At 44.1% G+C, this 21,153-nt stretch carries 19 protein-coding genes; 14 read left to right on the top strand and 5 right to left on the bottom strand.

Annotation, left to right across the window (positions count from 1 at the left end; genetic code table 11):
• The first annotated feature begins 391 nt into the window (after positions 1 to 391).
• From ACOAOT_RS20500 to ACOAOT_RS20460, 9 genes are all read left to right on the top strand, one after another.
• Positions 392 to 2,998: a cation-translocating P-type ATPase gene (locus tag ACOAOT_RS20500; RefSeq protein WP_420218655.1), complete on the top strand. Its 2,607-nt coding sequence runs from the start codon at positions 392 to 394 to the stop codon at positions 2,996 to 2,998.
• A 205-nt stretch (positions 2,999 to 3,203) separates the two neighbouring features.
• Positions 3,204 to 4,703, top strand: coding sequence for a glycerol kinase GlpK (gene glpK / locus ACOAOT_RS20495; protein WP_420218654.1), 1,500 nt, complete (start codon positions 3,204 to 3,206; stop codon positions 4,701 to 4,703).
• Positions 4,704 to 4,886: 183 nt separating this feature from the next.
• Positions 4,887 to 6,335, top strand: a complete 1,449-nt coding sequence (locus ACOAOT_RS20490; protein WP_420218653.1) for an NAD(P)/FAD-dependent oxidoreductase — start codon at positions 4,887 to 4,889, stop codon at positions 6,333 to 6,335.
• Position 6,336: 1 nt separating this feature from the next.
• Positions 6,337 to 7,602, top strand: coding sequence for an NAD(P)/FAD-dependent oxidoreductase (locus tag ACOAOT_RS20485; RefSeq protein ID WP_420218652.1), 1,266 nt, complete (start codon positions 6,337 to 6,339; stop codon positions 7,600 to 7,602).
• Between the two features lies 1 nt (position 7,603).
• The gene (locus ACOAOT_RS20480) at positions 7,604 to 7,966 is read left to right on the top strand and encodes a DUF1667 domain-containing protein (protein ID WP_420218651.1); all 363 of its coding nucleotides are present in this window, start codon (positions 7,604 to 7,606) and stop codon (positions 7,964 to 7,966) included.
• Positions 7,967 to 8,189: 223 nt separating this feature from the next.
• Positions 8,190 to 8,750 carry a glycerol-3-phosphate responsive antiterminator gene (locus ACOAOT_RS20475; RefSeq protein WP_104433481.1) on the top strand — a complete coding sequence of 187 codons (561 nt, stop codon included), beginning with the start codon at positions 8,190 to 8,192 and terminating at the stop codon, positions 8,748 to 8,750.
• Positions 8,751 to 8,762: 12 nt separating this feature from the next.
• A complete protein-coding gene (locus ACOAOT_RS20470) occupies positions 8,763 to 9,662 on the top strand; it encodes a fumarylacetoacetate hydrolase family protein (protein WP_420218650.1) in 900 nt (299 codons plus the stop codon).
• Between the two features lie 132 nt (positions 9,663 to 9,794).
• Positions 9,795 to 10,934 (top strand): M20/M25/M40 family metallo-hydrolase, encoded by a 1,140-nt coding sequence (locus ACOAOT_RS20465; RefSeq protein WP_420218649.1) that lies wholly within the window; start codon positions 9,795 to 9,797, stop codon positions 10,932 to 10,934.
• 29 nt (positions 10,935 to 10,963) lie between these two features.
• The gene (locus ACOAOT_RS20460; RefSeq protein ID WP_420218648.1) at positions 10,964 to 11,995 is read left to right on the top strand and encodes a glycosyltransferase; all 1,032 of its coding nucleotides are present in this window, start codon (positions 10,964 to 10,966) and stop codon (positions 11,993 to 11,995) included.
• 88 nt (positions 11,996 to 12,083) lie between these two features.
• On the opposite strand, the gene rbr is transcribed toward ACOAOT_RS20460, so the two are convergent.
• The 5 genes from rbr to ACOAOT_RS20435 all read right to left on the bottom strand — a co-directional run bounded on the left by rbr (position 12,084) and on the right by ACOAOT_RS20435 (position 15,451).
• Entirely contained in the window at positions 12,084 to 12,620 is a 537-nt protein-coding gene (gene rbr / locus ACOAOT_RS20455; RefSeq protein WP_349672441.1) for a rubrerythrin, read from the bottom strand.
• A 27-nt stretch (positions 12,621 to 12,647) separates the two neighbouring features.
• Complete coding sequence (locus tag ACOAOT_RS20450) at positions 12,648 to 13,190, bottom strand: NADH peroxidase (RefSeq protein ID WP_170821442.1); 543 nt, start codon at positions 13,188 to 13,190, stop codon at positions 12,648 to 12,650.
• A gap of 116 nt (positions 13,191 to 13,306) precedes the next feature.
• Entirely contained in the window at positions 13,307 to 13,696 is a 390-nt protein-coding gene (locus tag ACOAOT_RS20445) for a Fur family transcriptional regulator (protein WP_420218647.1), read from the bottom strand.
• Between the two features lie 94 nt (positions 13,697 to 13,790).
• Complete coding sequence (locus ACOAOT_RS20440) at positions 13,791 to 14,729, bottom strand: LysR family transcriptional regulator (protein WP_420218646.1); 939 nt, start codon at positions 14,727 to 14,729, stop codon at positions 13,791 to 13,793.
• On the bottom strand, positions 14,726 to 15,451 hold the full coding sequence (locus tag ACOAOT_RS20435; RefSeq protein WP_420219460.1) for a phosphatase: 726 nt from the start codon (positions 15,449 to 15,451) through the stop codon (positions 14,726 to 14,728). Before ACOAOT_RS20435 ends, ACOAOT_RS20440 begins: the two co-directional genes overlap by 4 nt.
• A gap of 173 nt (positions 15,452 to 15,624) precedes the next feature.
• Here ACOAOT_RS20435 and ACOAOT_RS20430 point away from each other — a divergent pair, with 173 nt between their 5' ends.
• From ACOAOT_RS20430 to ACOAOT_RS20410, 5 genes are all read left to right on the top strand, one after another.
• On the top strand, positions 15,625 to 16,557 hold the full coding sequence (locus tag ACOAOT_RS20430) for a S1 RNA-binding domain-containing protein (RefSeq protein WP_420218645.1): 933 nt from the start codon (positions 15,625 to 15,627) through the stop codon (positions 16,555 to 16,557).
• 130 nt (positions 16,558 to 16,687) lie between these two features.
• Positions 16,688 to 17,365, top strand: coding sequence for a GTP pyrophosphokinase (locus tag ACOAOT_RS20425; protein WP_104433499.1), 678 nt, complete (start codon positions 16,688 to 16,690; stop codon positions 17,363 to 17,365).
• 75 nt (positions 17,366 to 17,440) lie between these two features.
• A complete protein-coding gene (locus tag ACOAOT_RS20420; RefSeq protein WP_420218644.1) occupies positions 17,441 to 19,240 on the top strand; it encodes a glycerophosphodiester phosphodiesterase in 1,800 nt (599 codons plus the stop codon).
• A gap of 14 nt (positions 19,241 to 19,254) precedes the next feature.
• Positions 19,255 to 19,719 carry a D-aminoacyl-tRNA deacylase gene (gene dtd / locus ACOAOT_RS20415; RefSeq protein ID WP_420218643.1) on the top strand — a complete coding sequence of 155 codons (465 nt, stop codon included), beginning with the start codon at positions 19,255 to 19,257 and terminating at the stop codon, positions 19,717 to 19,719.
• A 38-nt stretch (positions 19,720 to 19,757) separates the two neighbouring features.
• Positions 19,758 to 21,152 carry an aminopeptidase gene (locus ACOAOT_RS20410; protein WP_420218642.1) on the top strand — a complete coding sequence of 465 codons (1,395 nt, stop codon included), beginning with the start codon at positions 19,758 to 19,760 and terminating at the stop codon, positions 21,150 to 21,152.
• Position 21,153: the final 1 nt, after the last annotated feature.

The following is a 21,153-nucleotide window of genomic DNA, read 5'->3' as shown; positions in this document are numbered from 1 at the left end:
GGAATAATTGGCTGTCTTCAGTCAGATTATAATAAAAAAAACGGCTGCATGCAATAGGAACAATTGCACGCAGCCGTATTCAGTCTGATGGATTGCTTATTTTAATGCGTCAGAAACTTCTGTAAGCATCATAGGAACAGATTCCAGTCCATAACCGGACAGATACCAGGTGTGGTGCGATCAACCATGTTGACCTTTTGTCTGAATAACCTGTGAAACAGTATAATGTGGTTTACGTAAAGTGTTAATAAAAGGAGCTGATAATAAACATAATTAACATACTTTAAAAGTGGGAATAGAAAATAGCCGTCACCTTATGCAGGGAAAATCATTCATGAAACTCCCGTCCTGTTTCATACCATAGTAGGAGAAATGGGAAGGAGCGTCATTAATGGAAGAATGGTTTCGTTTATCAGAGGATGAAGTCTTAAAACAGCTTCAAGCTGACAGGAATGGACTGAATTCCGAAGAAATTCTCAGGCGCAGGCAGGTACATGGTCCCAATCTGCTGAAAAAAGCAAAACGAAAAAGTGCCTTTCAAGTATTTCTGGATCAGTTTAAAGACTTATTAGTCATCATTCTGATTATAGCAGCGGTAATTTCCATGGTATCTGGTGACGTGGAAAGTACCGGAGTAATTTTTGCAGTGTTACTGCTTAATGCAATTCTTGGAACTGTGCAGCATCAGAAAGCAGAAAAATCCTTAGACAGCCTGATGTCATTATCTGCGCCAGTGGCGTGGGTGAGAAGAGATGGGAAAAATAAAGAAGTCCTGTCGGAAGAAATCGTACCAGGAGATATACTTTTATTAGAGGCAGGAGATATGGTGGCGGCAGACGGCCGTATCCTGGAAAATTATTCTCTTCTGGTCAATGAAAGCTCTCTGACCGGAGAATCAGTCAATGTGGAAAAGCATACAGGAAGACTGCGTATGGAGAAGGTTCCGCTGGCAGAACAGTCCAATATGGTTTTTTCCGGCTCTCAGGTTGCAGCGGGAAGAGCCATTGCCGTGGTCACCGGAACAGGCATGAATACAGAAATCGGAAGAATTGCCTCTTTAATGAATGATACAGGTGAGAAGAAGACACCTTTACAGGTGAGCCTTGACCAGTTTGGAAGCAGGCTGGCGGTAGCGATCCTCTTTATCTGTGTGATTGTCTTTGGGTTAAGTATTTACAGAAAAATGCCAATTTTGGATTCCCTTATGTTTGCAGTAGCACTGGCTGTCGCCGCCATACCAGAGGCTCTCAGCTCTATCGTCACCATTGTTCAGGCGATGGGAACCCAGAAAATGGCGGGAGAGAATGCAATTATTAAGGATTTAAAAGCGGTAGAAAGCCTCGGGTGTGTATCTGTTATCTGCTCCGATAAAACAGGAACCCTCACCCAGAACCGAATGACTGTCCAGCAGGTTTTTGTTAATAACAGGCTTTATCTTCCGGAAATGTTAAAGCCTGAGATTCCAGTACATAAATATTTGCTTTACGATGCTGTTTTAAACAATGATTCCAGCCATGTAAATGGAGTTCTTAACGGTGAACCTACTGAAACCGCGTTACTCCAGATGGCGGAGCGCGCCGGAGTCGATGATGAGGCAGTCAGATCCTATCACCCAAGATTAGGAGAGGTTCCCTTTGATTCCAGAAGAAAGCTTATGAGTACGCTTCATTATCTGGAAGGAAAAAACATTCTATTTACAAAAGGAGCAGTGGATATCATTCTTCCCAGGATAACCCAGATCTGGTCATCCGAAGGAATCCGTCCGTTCAGAGACGGTGATAAACAGATGCTTATGGAGCAGAACATGATGTTCTCTGCCCAGGGGCTTCGGGTTCTTACCTTTGTATGCAGGGAGATGGAGGACCAGGAGAAGCTTTCGGAAAATTCAGAAAACGGATATACATTTCTCGGCATGGTATCTATGATGGATCCTCCCCGGCCGGAATCCAGGAATGCAGTCGCCAATGCCAGAAGAGCCGGAATCTTCCCGGTAATGATTACGGGAGACCATAAAATTACGGCAGCGGCCATTGCGGAACGGATTGGTATTTTGGAGGAAGATGATCTGGCAATCAGCGGTCCGGAGCTTGATGATATGACGGAAGATGAGCTGGGGCACCGGCTGGAATCCATCAGTGTATATGCCCGGGTATCCCCGGAACATAAAATAAGAATTGTCCGTGCATGGCAGAAGAAGGGGCACATTGTAGCCATGACAGGAGATGGTGTCAACGATGCTCCTGCATTAAAGCAGGCGGATATCGGAGTCGCCATGGGACAGATGGGAACAGAAGTCTCTAAAGAAGCCTCTTCCATGATTCTCACTGATGACAATTTTGCTACAATTATTAAAGCGGTGGCCAATGGACGTAACGTATACAGGAATATAAGAAATGCCATTAAGTTCCTGCTTTCAGGAAACATGGCAGGAATTTTATGTGTGCTTTATACCTCTCTTATGGCACTCCCATTGCCCTTTGCACCGGTTCATCTGCTGTTTATCAACCTGCTGACGGACTCTCTTCCTGCCATTGCAATCGGAATGGAACAGGCAGAAGCAGACCTGTTGTCCCAGAAGCCCAGAAATCCCAAGGAAGGCATACTAACGAAAAGGTTTATCCTTGTGATTCTCTTTCAGGGGGCACTGATTGCAGTATGTACCATGGCTTCCTACAGCACCGGGCTGTTAACCGGAAGTGAAGCTGCAGCCAGTACGATGGCATTCTCCACCCTGACACTTGCCAGATTGTTCCATGGATTTAACTGCCGCAGCAGCCATTCCATTTTGAAAATCGGTTTTATGAGCAATTTATGGAGTATCATGGCGTTTGAGGCGGGAGCAGTTTTGCTGGGAGCAGTCCTTTTTATTCCGGCGCTTCACGATCTTTTTTATGTGGCAGATTTAACAGGAAGACAATTTATAACTATATTTATATTTGCTATTCTTCCTACGCTGGTGATTCAGGCGCTGAAAACCATCCGGGAGAGTATGCATTAAGGTTTTTTGCAGGTAAAATTTGTATTTGTTGTAGAACTTGACATATTTTTGCCTGCGTGGTAGTATAAATTTGTGTTATTTAATAAAAAGCCTAAGAGATGACAGAGCCAGGTGATGAGTGCGGGGAACCGTTCATTTCCAAGGCTCTTTCTTTATTATTTGGTAAAAAATTAACGAATGAAAGAAGATGGAAGGGGAAGGAATCATGGGAAAATATGTGATCGCTATGGATCAGGGAACTACCAGTTCCCGGTGCATACTGTTTGATGAGAAAGGGGGCATCTGCAGCGAGGCACAAAAAGAGTTCAGGCAGATTTTTCCAAAACCAGGCTGGGTGGAGCATGATCCCATGGAGATATGGTCATCACAGCTTTCAGTGACCATGGAAGCAATGGGGAAAATTGGGGCGCATTACAGCGATATTGCTGCAATCGGAATTACAAATCAGAGAGAAACCACAATTGTGTGGGATAAGGAGACAGGTGAGCCTGTTTACAATGCCATTGTATGGCAGTGCAGAAGGACCGCTGATCGCATTGAGCGTCTGAAAGAAGACGGGCTGGAAGGACTTATCACAGACCGTACCGGTCTGATTCCGGACGCGTACTTCTCCGGAAGTAAGATTGAATGGATTCTGGATCACGTAGAGGGAGCCAGAGAGAAGGCAGAACGTGGAGAACTGCTTTTTGGAACCGTGGACAGCTGGCTGATCTGGAATCTGACCAAGGGCTGCATTCACGTAACGGATTATACCAATGCTTCCCGAACCATGCTGTTTGATATTCATAAAAAGTGCTGGGACGAAGACATTCTTAACTATTTTAATATACCAAAGGCAATGCTTCCGGATGTAAAACCATCCAGCTGCGTATACGGTTATACCTCTTCTGACGTAATGGGCGGAAAGATCCCCATTGCAGGGGCAGCAGGAGATCAGCAGGCAGCTTTATTCGGACAGTGCTGCTTCGAAGCCGGTGAAGTTAAAAATACATACGGAACCGGTTGCTTTCTCCTTATGAACACCGGAGAGAAAGCGGTAAAATCCGAACACGGCCTGCTGACCACCATAGCAGCCAGTGATCAGGAACGGATTCAGTATGCACTGGAAGGAAGCGTATTTGTGGCAGGTGCTGCCATTCAATGGCTGCGGGACGCCATGCGTATGGTACGGTCTGCTTCCCAGACAGAGGAGTATGCCCAGGCGGTGGAAGATACCGGAGGCGTATACGTGGTACCGGCATTTGCAGGTCTTGGCGCTCCCTATTGGGATCAGTATGCCAGAGGTACCATTGTAGGAGTGACAAGAGGAACCAGCAAGGAGCAGTTTATCCGCGCCACCCTGGAATCCATGGCATATCAGGTATCTGATCTGATTGAAGCCATGGAACAGGACTCTCAGATCCATTTAAAAGAATTAAGAGTAGACGGGGGAGCCTGCGCCAACAATTTCCTTTTGCAGTTTCAGGCAGATGTATTGGATACACGGATTGTCAGACCGAAATGCATTGAGACAACAGCTCTTGGCGCTGCCTATCTGGCAGGTCTGGCTGTAGGGTATTGGAAAGACAGGGAAGAGATCAGACAGAACTGGGAAGCTTCCAGAACCTTTGACAACCAGATGGAAGACGAGTGCCGCAAAAAGAGGATTAAGGGCTGGAAGCGGGCAGTCAAATGTGCTCTTTACTGGTCTCAGGATGAGGATTAAGCCAGGCTATAAATCACTTGACAATCAGAATGAAATTATGTTAGCATTAATACAATTGAATAAATAACCTTTGAGACGAAAGAGTAAGGATTATGATACGGAGCTATCCGTTTATTTTCCTTACTCTTTTTTTCTATAGTCCCGGAGAACCGGGAATTATCACGGATTTGGAGGAGATTGATTATGAAGGAATTAAATTACGATGCTGCGATTATCGGCGGTGGCGTTACCGGCTGTGCCATAGCCAGAGAGCTGTCCCGTTATCAGCTGAACATCTGTGTCATTGAGCGGGAGGAAGATGTCTGCTCCGGTACATCAAAATCCAACAGTGCCATTGTGCATGCAGGATACGATGCGGAACCAGGCTCATTAAAGGCAAGATTTAATACAGAAGGAAACCGCATGATGGGAGATCTTTCAAAAGCTCTTGATTTTTCCTTTGACCGAAACGGTTCACTGGTTCTCTGTTTTTCTGAAGACGACAGACCGTCTCTGAATGCTCTGTATGAAAAAGGATTAAAAAACGGTGTTCCCCAATTATCCATACTGACCGGGGATGAAGTACGTGCCATGGAACCCAGTGTTTCTGAGACAGTGGTGGCAGCATTGTATGCGCCAACCGGAGGAATCGTCTGCCCCTTTGGACTGACTATCGCTCTGGCAGAAAATGCCTGTGATAATGGAACCGATTTCTTATTTGAGACAGAAATTGAAACAATAAACAAAACGGATTCCGGTTATGATCTGATCTCCAGTGATAAAATCATTCACGCTACCTATGTAGTCAATGCAGCCGGCGTTTACTCAGACCAGATCCACAACATGGTCAGTGAGTCAAAGCTTCACATCATACCACGAAAGGGAGATTACTGTCTGTTAGATAAAGAAGCCGGAAACCTGGTGAGCCATACCATATTCCAGCTTCCCGGAAAGATGGGAAAGGGTGTTTTGGTAACACCTACCGTTCACGGTAATCTGCTGACAGGACCTACAGCGATTAATGTAACCGACAAAGAGGAGACCTCCACAACAGCCCAGGAGCTTGCCGATATTATGGAAAAAGCAGCCTGGGGAGTGAACAATATTCCCTTCCGCCAGGTTATTACATCCTTCTCCGGTCTTCGTGCCCATGAAGAGGGAGATGATTTCGTTGTAGGAGAAGTAAAGGATGCAGACGGATTCTTCGATGCAGCAGGTATGGAATCTCCGGGACTTTCAAGCGCTCCTGCTGTAGGAGTTTACTTAGCAGAGCAGATAGCCATAAAAGCCAATGCAAAAAAGAAGGAAAACTTTATTGAAACCAGAAAAGGTATTATCAATCCTCAGAAGCTTTCCCTGGAAGAGAGGGGAGAACTGATCAAAAAGGATCCCAGATACGGAACCATCATCTGCCGCTGTGAAGGCATCAGTGAGGGTGAGATTGCAGATGCAGTGACAAGAACCCTGGGAGCAGTTTCCGTAGATGGAGTAAAGCGCCGGGTACGTGCAGGAATGGGACGCTGCCAGTCAGGCTTCTGTATCCCGAAAACAATGGAAATTCTGGCTAGGGAAACAGGAAGAAATATGGAAGACATCTGCAAAAACAGATCCGGTTCTAATTTACTGACTGGGAAAAGACAAGGAGGAGAGTGACATGACAGAGCATGATATCGTTATTATCGGGGGAGGCCCTGCTGGTCTGGCTGCCGCTGCGGCTGCAAAAAAAGCGGGAACAGAAGATATACTGATCCTGGAGCGGGAAGGTCACTTAGGCGGCATTTTAAATCAGTGCATTCACAACGGCTTTGGTCTTCACACATTTAAAGAAGAGCTGACAGGACCGGAATATGCGTCCCGTTATATTGATATGATTGAAAAAGAGCAGATCCCTTATAAGCTTAATACCATGGTTCTTTCCATCAGCAGTGACAGAGTGCTGACCGTGATCAACCGGGAAGAAGGCTTAATTCAGATAAAAGCAGGTGCTGTGATTCTGGCAATGGGATGCAGGGAGCGTCCAAGGGGAGCTCTTAACATACCAGGTTATCGTCCGGCAGGAATTTATTCAGCAGGTACTGCCCAGCGTCTTATGAATTTAGACGGCTATGAAGTTGGAAAAGAGGTGGTCATACTGGGATCAGGAGACATCGGTCTCATTATGGCAAGACGTATGACTTTAGAGGGTGCTAAAGTTAAAGTTGTGGCAGAGCTTATGCCTTATTCCGGCGGATTAAAAAGAAACATTGTACAGTGTCTGGATGATTACGGAATTCCGTTAAAATTAAGCCATACTGTAGTAGAGATTCATGGAAAGGAGCGGGTAACAGGAGTAACGCTTGCTGCAGTGGATGAGAAACGCAGACCAGTTCCGGGAACAGAAGAATATTACTCCTGTGATACACTTCTTCTGTCAGTCGGTCTGATTCCGGAAAACGAGCTGTCAAAAAGCGCAGGAGTGGATCTTGACCAGATAACAGGCGGACCTGTTGTGAACGACTGCCTGGAAACCAGTATAAGCGGCGTATTTGCCTGTGGAAATGTACTTCATGTTCATGACCTGGTGGATTACGTTTCCGAAGAGGCTGCTCTTGCTGGAAGAAGTGCTGCAGCATATGCCGGGTCCCGGAAAGAGGAACCTGCTTCCTCCAATGTCAGAATCCGGGCTGTAAATGGTGTCCGCTATACAGTTCCCCAGTTTGTTAACCGGGAGTCTGAGGCTGATCAGTGGAAGATCCGTTTCCGTGTTTCCGATGTATACCGCGACCGTTATATCAGTATTTATTATGGAGATGAACGGGTTTATCATAAGAAGAAAAAGGTTCTCGCACCTGGGGAGATGGAGCAGGTAGCAATTAAGAAAGAAAGTCTGGAAAAATATCCGGATTTGGCAGAAATCGTAATCTGCACAGAGGAGGATTAAAATGGAAGAACGTGAACTGATCTGTATCTGCTGTCCCCTGGGCTGCCCTATGACCGTACGTATCGACAACGGTGCAGTTACCGTTACTGGTAATTCCTGTCCGAGAGGTGCAGAATACGGGGAGAAAGAAGTGTTAAGCCCAACCCGGGTTGTGACCTCCACGGTAAAAGTAATTGACGGTGAATTTGCCATGGTACCCGTAAAAACCAAAACAGATATTCCAAAAGGTAAGATCTTTGATTGTATGAAGGAGATTCAGAAAGCCTCCGTTCATGCCCCGGTTGCCATTGGAGATGTAATCATTGAAAACTGCGCAGGCACCGGAGTATCCATCGTTGCCGCAAGAAATGTAAAAAGATCATAACTGATCAGAAAAATCCGCAGCAAATGCCGCCCGCTTTCCAAGCGGGTTAAAAAGAGCCTTTGCTGCGGGTTTATTTTTAATCAGTCAGTGGTGGAAAAAGACTGAAAAGAGACTTTACTTTTGAAAGAAAATAAAGAAAGAGGAAGAATTTTCTTGACGGTGGTGGTAAGGATTGATAAAGTAGAACAAGATCCATAGTTATTTTGGGTGCGGAGGGATAATAATGAAAGCAATAGAACTGCTGGAGACGTCTCCGGTGATTGCGGCAGTAAAGGATGAAGGCGGGCTGAAACGGTGTTTTGAATCAGAGTGCCAGGTCGTTTTTGTTCTGTACGGAAGTATTTTAAACATCGGAACGATAGTACGGCAGATAAAAGAACATGGAAAGTACGCTATGGTACATGCAGATCTGACCCATGGTCTCAATTCAAAAGAGATCGTGGTGGATTTCATCAAGGAAAATACGTTAGCTGATGGTATCATCAGCACGAAGCCGCTTCTTGTAAAGCGCGCGGTGGAACTTGGATTGTTCGGGATTCAAAGAACATTTATTATCGATTCCCTTGCCATGAGTACGACAAAAAAGCAGATTGATACCTTCCATCCGGATATGGTTGAGATCATGCCCGGAGTAATGCCCAAAGCACTGGAAGAGATTCGCAGATACACCAATATTCCCATCATTGCCGGTGGTCTCATATCGGACAAGAAGGATATTATGGCTGCTTTTAACGCAGGAGCAGATGCGATCTCTACGACCAGGGAAGAGTTATGGTTCATGTAAAAGGAGGATTTTATGAAATTAGTTACTTACGAGGTTGACCGTAGAAGAGATATCGGAGTCGTGAGCAGGGATGAGATGTGGGTTTTCCCTCTTAAGGCATTCGGTATGGAATACAGAGAGATGCTGGAAGTTGTAAAGGGACTGAGCCAGTCAGAACGGGACTTGCTTGAACATGCATCTGGGCTGGATCCTGAAAGCAGCAACATCGTTGGAGCAGCTATGATGAAAGAAGTTACCCTCCTGGCCCCAATTCTGACACCAGATCAGGATATTATCTGTCTGGGTCTTAATTACATGGAACATGCCGAGGAGTCAGCGCGCTATAAAAAAGAAGCGTTTGACGGGGAAAGAAACTATGCAGTCTATTTCTCAAAGAGAGTGAATGAGTCAGTTGGTCCTTATGGTGATATATTAAGTCATAGCGATATAGTGGACAGCCTGGATTATGAAGCTGAATTAGCTGTTATCATTGGAAAAGATGCAAAAGATGTGCCTCCAGAAAAGGCAGAAGATTATATATTTGGTTATACTATCATCAACGATGTGAGCGCACGTAATGTACAGACAGCCCACAAGCAATGGTATTTTGGAAAAAGCCTGGACGGATTCACTCCCATGGGTCCCTGTATTCTCACAGCCAATTCCATTTCCTATCCGCCTGAGCTTTCTATTCAGTCAAAGGTGAACGGAGAGCTGAGACAGGACAGTAATACAGGTCTGATGATATTCCAGATTGATCACATTATCAGTGAATTATCAAAAGGCATGACCTTAAAGGCTGGAACCATTATATCCACCGGTACGCCAAAAGGGGTGGGCATGGGCTTTAATCCCCCGGCATTTCTGTCTCCAGGTGATGAGGTGGAATGTATTATAGAAAAGATTGGTTCCATTAAAAACCGTGTAATATAACTGAATAATTATTTTGAAAAGTGTACAATTGATCTCTGCAGTTGTGCACTTTTTTTCTGCCCTCAAAAGTCCAATCATGCTGTACAAAGCGGATAAACGTGATAGAATATATAAAAACGGAGGGGATGAACAATGGATCACTTATCATTGGAGATACTGGAATATATTGAGGAACACAGCAACGAGACATATGAACTTTTGCTGAACCTTGGAACAATACCTGCACCTTCCAACCAGGAAGAGAAACGAGCAGAGTTTTGCCGGGACTGGCTGGTGAGTCAGGGGGCAGAAAATGTCTATATTGATTCCGCTTTGAATGTGGTTTACCCAATTGGTTGTACCAGGGATAACCCTGTAGTCGTATTTATGGCTCATACTGATGTGGTTTTTCCAGATATCACACCTCTTCCTGTTGAAGTGGAGAAAGGTAGAATAAAAGCTCCCGGAATCGGAGACGATACGGCTAATCTGTGCGCACTTCTTATGTGTGCCAAATACATTGCGGGTAAAAAGATTACACCATCAGACTGTGGATTGCTTCTTGTGGCCAATGCAGGAGAGGAAGGACTGGGCAATTTAAAAGGCTCCAGGCAGATTGTTAAGGAATATGAAGGGCGAATCAGAGAGTTCTATTCTATAGACGGATATATGGACCATATTACAACAGATGCGGTGGGATCCAGGCGGTATGAGGTGGAGGTATTGACAGAAGGTGGTCATTCCTTTACAAACTTTGGAAACCGTAATGCCATCGCCTATCTGGCCTCCATGATCGATACTCTTTATACATTAAAGGTACCGCAAACAAAGACAAAAACCACCTATAATGTAGGAACCATTCAGGGCGGAACCTCAGTCAACACCATAGCCCAGCAGGCCAAAATGCTTTATGAGTTCCGGTCTGACAGTAGAGAAGATCTGGAATTTATGGATCATCATTTTCGGGCAGTGGCAGAAAGTTACCGGTCAAAGCAGGTGGAGGTAAATACAATTCTGGTAGGGGAACGTCCCTGCAGCTGTGGTGTTGATCCGGTAAAACAGAATCGTATCACCAGCAAGGTCACAGAAATATTGAAAAACCATACAGGCACTGAGCCCAAAAATGAATGCGGTTCTACAGACTGTAACATTCCTCTGTCACAGGGAATTCCCAGTGTCTGTTTTGGTGCAGTCAGGGGAGGGGGAGCCCATACCCGGCAGGAATGGGTTGATATCGCCAGTCTGAAAGAAGGATACCGTGTTACATTTGAACTGATACTATCCTGCTTTTAAGAAAAAGAAAGAGATGAGGTACAAAGACGATGATTACTGTCAGCGCATGTCTGATTGTAAAGAATGAAGAAAATGTATTGGCCCGCTGTCTTTCAAGTCTGAAGGATCTGGCTGATGAGATAATTCTTGTAGATACCGGATCCACAGATACAACAAAAGAGATCGGAGCACGGTTCGGATGCAAAATCTTTGATTTTACCTGGGTGGATGATTTTGCAGCCGCAAGAAATTTTTCCTTTGAAAAAGCCGGCATGGACTATATCTACACCGCAGATGCCGATGAGGTCATTGACGAAGAAAACAGAAAACGGTTTATGGATTTAAAACAGTGTATTCTGCCTGAAATAGAGATTGTACAGATGAAATACACCAATCAGCTTCAGTTTAATACAACCTATAACTTTGACTGCGAGTATCGTCCCAAATTATTTAAAAGAAATCGCAGGTTTGAATGGATGGACCCCGTTCACGAAACCATTCGTTTAGAACCGGTTATATTTGACAGCGAAATTGAAATCATACATTTGCCCGAAGGAAACCATTCCAAGCGGGATTTTGACATATTTAATAAGCTGATCAGAAAAGGGATTCCTCTTTCGAAAAAGCTTCGTTCCATGTACGCCAGAGAACTGTTTATTTCCGGAGAAGATCAGGATTTTCTGGAAGCGGAAGATTACTTTAACGGTTTGCTTTCAGAGGACAGGACAGAAGAAGAGTTAAAAATCATTCAGTGCGTTCTGACCAGATGCGGTCGGATTAAAAAGGATGGAACCCAGATCTTAAAAAATGCCTTAAAAAATGTTGCCTGTGGGAAGGCAAGCTCAGAGGTCTGCTATGACGTTGGGGAGTATTTTATGGAGGCAGGAGATATGAATGAAGCTGTGATCTGGTTTTATAATGCCGCTTATGAAACAGTATGTGAACTGAATATCCGGTATTCCGGGGAACTACCCCTTCTTAAACTGGCAGAATGTTATAAACAAGCAGGAGATATGACCCAGGCGAAGTTTTATGAGGAGCTTGCCAGTAAAGCAGTGGACGAAAAAGAATTAGATGATTAGAAATAAAAAACGGGGCACAAGTCAAACGAATTAAATTCATTTGGCTTCTGCCCCGTTCCTGCCATAACGGAGAGTTTATGGCGTTGCTTTAGTAATTTTCAGATTTTCTTTCAAAATAGGCTTTTGGATGAGCACATACCGGACAAATCTCAGGAGCATCCACGCCTTCATGGATATAACCGCAGTTGCGGCACTTCCATCCAAGGGGAGCATCTCCCTTAAAGGTTTTATCATTCTTTAAGCTATCCAACAGTTTTAAATATCTCTTTTCGTGAGCTGCCTCTACCTTGGCCACGAATTCAAACTTCAGTGCAAGTTCCGTGAAACCTTCTGCTCTGGCTTCTTCCGCCATTCTTTTATACATATCGGTCCACTCATAGTTTTCACCCTCTGCAGCGTCTGCAAGGTTTTCTGCCGGAGTGCCAATGCCATGGAGTTCTTTAAACCACATCTTGGCATGCTCTTTCTCCTGGTCAGCAGTTTCCAGATATAAAGCAGCCATCTGCTCATAGCCGGCTTTTTTAGCAGCAGACGCGTAGAATGTATACTTGTTTCTTGCCATGGACTCGCCTGCAAATGCATCTTTTAAGTTCTGTTCTGTTTTTGTACCCGCATATTTAGACATCGTAAAACCCTCCTTTTGAAAATGGATTTAGCCGAAGTATCTTTCCAGTAAGCCCTTGAATGCTTTTCCGTGACGTGCTTCATCTTTTGCCATCTCATGTACGGTATCATGGATTGCATCTAAGTTTAATGCTTTTGCACGTTTTGCAAGATCAAATTTGCCTGCTGTTGCACCATTTTCAGCTGCTACTCTTAATTCCAGGTTTTTCTTTGTGCTGGCGGTTACACATTCGCCTAATAATTCAGCAAACTTGGAAGCATGCTCAGCCTCTTCGAAAGCCGCTTTTTCATAATATAAACCGATTTCAGGATAGCCTTCTCTGTGAGCAGCTCTGGACATAGCAAGGTACATACCTACTTCAGAACATTCTCCTTCAAAGTTTGCTCTTAAATCCTTCATGATATCTTCTGGAGAACCCTGAGCTACACCAATCTCATGCTCGCAAGCCCAGGACATATCTCCGTCCTGTAACTTAAATTTCTCAGAACCAGCTTTACATACTGGACAGAATTCCGGAGCTGTGTCTCCTTCGTGAACATAACCGCATACTGTACAAACCCATTTTTTCATGATCTCATGTCTCCTTTTATTTTAATTTTTATTTTTGTTATATGTTGGTAATCAATAACAATAATGATTACTGATATTAAGTTACCACAAGATTTGTCTTATGTCAAGAGAATTTCTCAATTATTTTCCAAACAATCATTACAAGTACCGTAAAAATAAATCTTGTGACTGTCTATCTGGCCCTCCGCATGTTTTTGAGCCATTTGATTAATACTGTCCATGGGTTCCATAGGCAGATCATACACCTGCCCGCAATTCCTGCATACGAAATGATAATGCGGTGATGTATCCGCATCAAAGTGGTCGGCACCGTCTCCACAGGTCAGCTTCTGAATTTCTCCCAGTTCCACCAGAAGGTTTAAATTCCGATAAACGGTACCAAGGCTGATATTGGGGAATTCTTCGCGAATCGATGTGTATAAGGCGTCGGCAGTGGGGTGATCGTGTCTCGCCATTAAGCAGGTCTTAATAGATTCCCGTTGACGGCTGTACTTTAATGTTTTCATGGCCGCTCCCTTTCTATAAACAATAATTATAGTAATAATCGTTACTATTTAATAATATAGGATTATGCTCCGTTTGTCAATCTGCAGTTAAAATCTATATATTTTCCCTGGCTATGCGGATAAATTCTTCTGTAGCCTGGGACAGATATCTGCCTTTGTGGCATCCAAAAGCAAGAATGCCATGGCTTCGCATGTAATTTAATGAAAAGTAATTTAATCCGTTTTTTTTCATGACGGAACCGGAGCTATCCTGGTTTCCGGACATAAACATCTTAGGATAGAAGGTGATGCCCATTCCTTTGGAGGCAAGGGCGAGAACTGTTTCAATATTTTCTGTCTCCAAAAGAATATTGGGGGTAAGCTGCGCTTCCTCAAAAATTTCATCGGCTATGGTGCGCACCCGGTTTCCTTTATTAATGAGCAGATAAGGACAATCCTTTAACAGGGTAACATCTGCATTGGACTCCAGTTCCTTTTTGACTGCTTCCTGTCTTCCCGGAAAATACCGGTCTAAAATCTGATCCGGAACGACAAGAAGAATTTCCTCCTCGCAGATGGGAACTGTTTCTACATTCTCAGCTTTAAATGGAAGAAGGTCAATCATAAGATCAATCTCTCCATGGATCAGAGCATTGCTTAACTCAAAAGAGTTTCCCTCTACCAGATGAAGCTCGATATTGGGAAACTTCTCCTGAAAAGCGGGAAGAATAACGGGGAGAAGAAAACGCCCTCTGGTATGAGATACGCCGATGGAGAGCTGGCCAATGGTGAAATCTTTAATGTCTGCTAACTGCCGGTATGTCTCATCTTTTAAATCCAAAAGCTCTTTGGCACGGATCTTTAAGGCGCGGCCTGCGTAGGTCAGTGTCAGGGGCATGGTGCGGTTAAAGAGCTGAACATCAAATTCTTTCTCCATATTGGAAATATGGTTACTCAAAGACTGCTGGGAGATATAAAGCCGCTTGGCGGCCCTTGTTATATTTAATTCTTCCGCAACAGCCAGAAAATATTCCAGGTTCAGGAAGTTAATCATAAATAAGCCTCCAGCTTGGGAATATAAGGAAGCAGCCGGTCCATGGAACTGTTTACAACCAGCTCCTCTGGAAATGAAATCTCCTCAAGAAGTTCCAATGCCCGGGCGTGGTTTCCTACGTCAGCCTCAATGTGGGCATCACTGTTTATAATAACGGATGCTCCGTAGCGGCGGCATAAATCCAGCATCACCTTATAGTTTTCTCTGGCATTCTTTCTTGGACTTAATGGGTGGAGAGAGCTGGAGTTAACTTCCAAAAGGGTGTGGTTTTTTACCGCAGCGGCGACCAGGGTATCATAATCAATAGGAAAGCGGCTGTCGTCCGGGTGGCCGATAATTTTCACATATGGGTTTTCCGTGGCACCTACACAGGCACTGGTATTCTGCGCCATTGTTCCGTTTTTGTAGCATGGTTCGTGTATGCTTGCTATGGTGTAATCCAGATTTTGAAGAATGCCTTCTCTTAAGTCGATCCGGCCGGTATAATCCAGTATATTTAGCTCTGCTCCCATAAGAAGATGAATTCCAAAGAGCGATCGCGGGATCACTTTAAAATTAATAAAATAAAATTCGTTGCATGTTCCTGGCACTGTTGGTGCGTGGTCGGTGGATCCCATGAGAGCCAGCCCTTTTTCAGAGGCCGATCTTACCATTTCATACAAGGTGCTGTATGCGTGTCCGCTGGCCACGGTATGTGTATGCAGGTCCATTATGTCTTTCATCATGTTTGTCCTTTCTATTACAAAGCCGGATCATGTGATTCCGGCAGGTATGTATATTTCTTAAAATATAACATATTTTTCCTGATAAAACTATAGAAATATCGGGCGGGATGTGTTAAATATATACTTAGATTATGCCTGAAATAAGGTATTTTATGAATGGAGGAATTGTTATGGAAGAAGAGATGAAGACAGATGCCCTTTTAGAGGAGCATGTGGAGACCATGGATGATTACGCTGCGGAGCTGGAGGCATCCTTTAAACGGGTCAGAGAAGGCGATACAATTACAGGGACAGTCATCCGTGTCACCGAAGACCAGGTCTTTCTGGATTTAAAATATTATGCAGAAGGAATTATAAACAAAGAAGATTTAAGCAGTGATCCGGAATACAACCCACTTCTGGAAATTCATATGGGAGATGAAATCACCGCTACTGTAATTAAAACCGATAATGGGGAAGGAAATATTCTACTTTCCAGAAAGCTTCAAAACGATCAGGCAGCATGGGAGAAGTTAAAGACCATGATGGAAGAACGCACCATCATAAAGGTGAAGGTTGCAGAGGTTGTAAAAGGTGGAGTTGTGGTTCACCTGGAAGGAATCCGCGGATTTATCCCGGCGTCCAAGCTGGCGGCGGAATATGTGGAAAATCTGGAAGAATTCAGTGGAAAGACCATTGATGTTACCGTTATTACTGCTGATGAGGAAAACCGCAAGCTGGTTCTGTCTGGAAAAGAACCTGCATTGTTAAAACAAAAAGAAGATACCAGCAAAAAAATTGCCAAATGCCAGGCCGGGGTGGTGATGGAAGGAACGGTTGATACCATAAAGGATTACGGTGCATTTATCAATCTGGAAAACGGCCTTTCCGGTCTTCTTCATATTTCCCAGATCAGCAATCAGAGAATCAAACATCCGGGAGCAGTTTTAAAAGAAGGACAGACTGTGAAGGTTAAAATTATCTCAACTGCAGATAATAAGATCAGTTTAAGCATGAAAGCGGTGGAAGCTGATGAAGAAGAGGCAGAGGAGATGTTTGACTACAAAGAAGAAGGAAGTGCCTTTACCGGACTCTCCGGTCTTTTAAAAGGATTAAAATTTTAGAAACTGGGGAAAAACAATATAAAATATCGGGTTTCTATGGTATACTATAAAAGAAGTAGCAGGGGCTGTCTATTGGGCTGCCCCTGTCTCACTGACCCAGACAGGTTACCAGGGAGAGGGGGAATGTGGAATGAATATTCCCAAATCATTTGATCAGGTTGACCAGTGGAAATCCGTCATATTTTTGTATGACTCAGCATTAAGGGAAATTAATACAAAAATAGAGATACTCAATAATGAGTTTGTGCATATCTATAATTACAACCCCATTGAGCACATCAAGTCAAGGCTTAAGACACCGGACAGTATTGTTAAAAAATTAAAACGGTACGGATACGATGTGACCATCGATAATATGGTGGAAAAGTTAAACGATATTGCAGGAATACGGATTATCTGCTCGTTTACTTCAGATATTTATCAGATTGCGGAGATGATAACAAAGCAAAGTGATGTAACAGTCCTTTATGTAAAGGATTATATTGAGAATCCAAAACCCAATGGATATAAGAGCTACCACATGGTAGTGACCATCCCCATTTATCTCACGGACGGGCCAGTTGACACTAAGGTGGAGGTTCAGATCAGAACAGTTGCCATGGATTTCTGGGCAAGTCTGGAGCATAAGATTTACTACAAGTTTGAAGGCAATGCGCCGGCGTATCTGCAGCAGGAGTTAAAAGCATGTGCAGATGTGGTGAATATGCTTGATAAGAAGATGTTTTCTTTGAATCAGGCCATTCTGGAATTGAGTGAAGCACAAAAGCCCATACCGGACGGCGGGGACAGCAAAGCAGAGGAAGAATGATGAAAAAAGGGTACAGCCTTGACGATTCCACTCGCTTAAGGCTGTTTTTTAACTTCATAAAAAGAAGGTTGTTCTATGGGCACATTAACAAAAGACACATTTAAGATTCTCAAATATAATCAGAGGAATGGTTTCATCTTCACGCTGCTGTTTCGTCTGATCACAACTCCGCTGTATCTGCTTGCTCTTAATGCAGGTCTTAAGTTTGCGCTTAAAATGGCGGATTACAGCTATTTAACTGTGTCAAACATCGGATTGTTTCTGATAAAGCCATGGACAGCAGTGACCATTGCAGCTCTTTTGATTCTTGGAATCTTAGTGCTGCTTTTGGAAGCTGGCTGTCTGATTACATTGTATCAGGGAGCTTTTTATTTCAGAAAGCTGAATTTGTGGCAGATTCTGGCAGGAGGTTTATCAAAACTTTTAGATGAGCTGCGCCGGAAAAACTGGCAGCTGGGACTTCTGGTTCTGGCAGATTACTTTATTACCAATGTTTATCTGATTTACCGGGTATTTACTCATGTAAAACCCATTAATTTTGTTACCACTGAAATTTTAAGACAGCCATTGGGTCGTATGGGTCTGGCAGCAGTGATCCTGATACTTTTGCTTTTTGTGCTTCCGGGACTTTACACGTTTCATGCCTGTATGGTGGAACAAAAGCGGTTTCGTGACGGCTATTTAAAAAGCTGGTGGCTTTTGAGACGGAGAATATTTGAGGTTCTTCCTCTGATGTTCTGCTACTATGGGCTTGCTATCCTTGCGCTCTGGATTCTTTACGGATTCTGTGTTGTGCTTACTGCTATTGCAGTTACCTTATTCACAGATAACCGTCTGGCGCTTGCTGTGCTTCCGGCAGCCTGTGACTGGATTGAGCTGGTTCTTATATTCTTTTCCAGTATGCTTCTTGCTGTGGGCAAATACGGAGCTGTCAGTGTTCAGTATTTCCGTTTTAACAGCAGAATTACGAGAAAGGCGGCAGCCATCGGTTATGAAGGGAAGCCCTTTGGAAACCGGAAGACTGCAGGCATTATCATGGCAGCAGCATCGGCGCTTTGCCTGATGTCCCTCTTTTATGTATTGAGAAACGGTTCGGTTATTACCGGAGATATGCTTAGTGAGATACAGATTACGGCTCACCGCGGCAGTTCTAACGAAGCTCCCGAGAATACCATGGCCGCCCTTCATAAGGCAGTGAATGATCTGGCCGATTACGCAGAGATAGATGTACAAGAGACACAGGACGGGATCGTGGTGCTGGGGCATGATTATACGCTAAACCGGGTAGCTGGTGTGAACCGCAGTATAAGCTCTTATGATTATGAAGATCTGGTGAAACTGGATGTAGGTTCCTGGTTTTCTGATGAATATAAAGAGGAACGTATCCCAACTTTAAAGGAAGTCATGGAATACTGCAAAGGGAAGATCAATTTAAATATTGAGATTAAAAACATGGGTGAGGACAGTAACCTGCCCGATAAGGTGATGCAGCTGATTGAAGAATATCAGATGGAAGAGCAGTGCGTGGTCACATCCACCCGTTTCTCCTATCTGGTCAGGATCAAAAAAGCGGATCCCCAGATCCGGACCGGATATATTATTTCTGCGGCGTATGGGGATTTTTATTCCAGTGATTCCATCGATTTTATCAGCCTTCGCTCCAGCTTTATCAATGAACGGCTGGTGGAGGCTGCCCATGAAAAAGGGAAAGCAGTTCACGCATGGACTGTAAACGGGAAGAGTGAGATGGAACGCATGAAGATGCTGGGAGTGGATAACATTATTACAGATTACCCTATTCTTGCCAGGGAGATCATCTACCGGGAAGCTGCTACTGAAAGTCTGCTGGAATATCTGCAGCTGGTATTGAAATAGACAGGAGAGCACATATGAGGATAGTATTACAGCGGGTCGCCCATGCTGCAGTCACTGTAGATGGACAGGAGACCGGCTCAATAGGAAAAGGCTTTCTTCTTCTGTTAGGAGTTTCAGATACGGACACAGAGGAGATTGCGGATAAGATGGTAGACAAAATATGCAAACTCAGAGTTTTCGCCGATGAAAACGGGAAGACCAATTTATCCTTATCCCAGGTGGATGGAGAGATTCTGCTGGTGAGTCAGTTTACTCTTTATGCAGACTGCAAAAAAGGAAACCGGCCCAGCTTCGATAAAGCAGGCTCTCCCCAGCTGGCGAACCATCTTTATGAGTACACAGTTTCCCGTTTTACTAATTTGGTAAGAAGGGTGCAAACCGGCAGCTTCGGTGCAGATATGAAAGTATCATTATTAAACGACGGACCGTTTACACTGGTATTAGACAGTGAGACAATTTGTCCGTCAATGACTAATTAACAGGGCTAAGCCCTAATAACAACGGAGGATTATTTACCATGGATAAAACAATTGGACAAAAGCTTCAGGATGAATTGACATTTAAATTTCCCCATATTGGAAAAGAAGCGCCGGATCAGACAGAAGAGGCAGAGATGTTCTGCCAGGGATATAAAAGATTCCTTGATAACGGTAAGACAGAGCGTGAATGTGTAAGAGAGGCCGTTGCCATGCTGGAGATGCAGGGCTATGTACCCTTCGACTTATCAAAGAGCTATCGCCCGGGAGACAAGGTATACCAGGTAAACAGAGGAAAGGCAATTCTTGCTACTACCTTTGGAACACAGGGACTTGAGAAAGGAATCCGCATTAATGGTGCCCATATTGATTCCCCCAGACTTGATTTAAAACCCAATCCTGTTTATGAGAAAAACGATCTCGCTTACTTTAAAACTCACTATTACGGCGGAATCCGCAAATACCAGTGGGCCACCACTCCATTATCCATGCATGGTGTAATTATTAAGAAAAGCGGGGAAATCGTGGAAGTCAATATCGGTGAAAAAGATGGCGATCCAGTTTTTTGCATTACAGATTTACTTCCTCATCTGGCAGCAGACCAGAATGAGAGAAAGTTAAGAGACGGACTGAAGGGAGAAGAACTGAATGTAGTAATCGGGTCTCTTCCATTTAATGACGAGGCTGAAATAAAAGAACCGGTAAAACTGATGGCTCTCAAGCTTTTAAACGACCGTTTTGGTATTACAGAAGCTGATTTTTTACGGGCTGAGATCGAGATGGTACCTGCACAGAAAGCCAGCGATGTAGGTCTGGATCGAAGCATCATCGGTGCATATGGACAGGATGACCGCGTATGTGCTTATACCGCTCTTATGGCGGAGATCGATGCAGTGAAACCGGAATACACCACACTTACCATACTGGCTGACAAAGAAGAGGTGGGTTCTGATGGAAATACTGGATTAAACTCCCATTTCGTTCTTCATTTTATTGAGGATCTGGCTGAAGTGGCACATGCAAATGTCAGAACGGTTCTGCGCAATTCCATGTGTTTATCATCTGACGTGAATGCGGCTTATGATCCTACCTTTGCTTCTGTTTACGAAGAGCGCAATGCCTGCTATTTAAATAAAGGCTGTGTTCTGACAAAGTACACCGGTGTCAGGGGAAAAGCAGGATCCAATGATGCCAGCGCAGAGCTTATGGCAAAGGTGATTGCCATGATGGATCAGGAAGGCGTATACTGGCAGATCGGTGAGCTGGGAGCAGTTGACCAGGGCGGCGGCGGAACCATAGCCAAGTATGTAGCTGCCATGGATGTTGATGTAGTGGATTTAGGAGTACCCATCCTTTCCATGCATTCCCCATTCGAGCTTTCTTCCAAACTGGATGTTTATAATACATATAAGGCATTTAAAGCATTTTACAAATAAT

The organism is Lacrimispora struthionigena, assembly GCF_048627165.1.
In the GTDB taxonomy this organism is placed as follows: Bacteria; Bacillota; Clostridia; order Lachnospirales; family Lachnospiraceae; genus Lacrimispora.
This window is presented reverse-complemented; position numbering and strand designations above follow the sequence as displayed.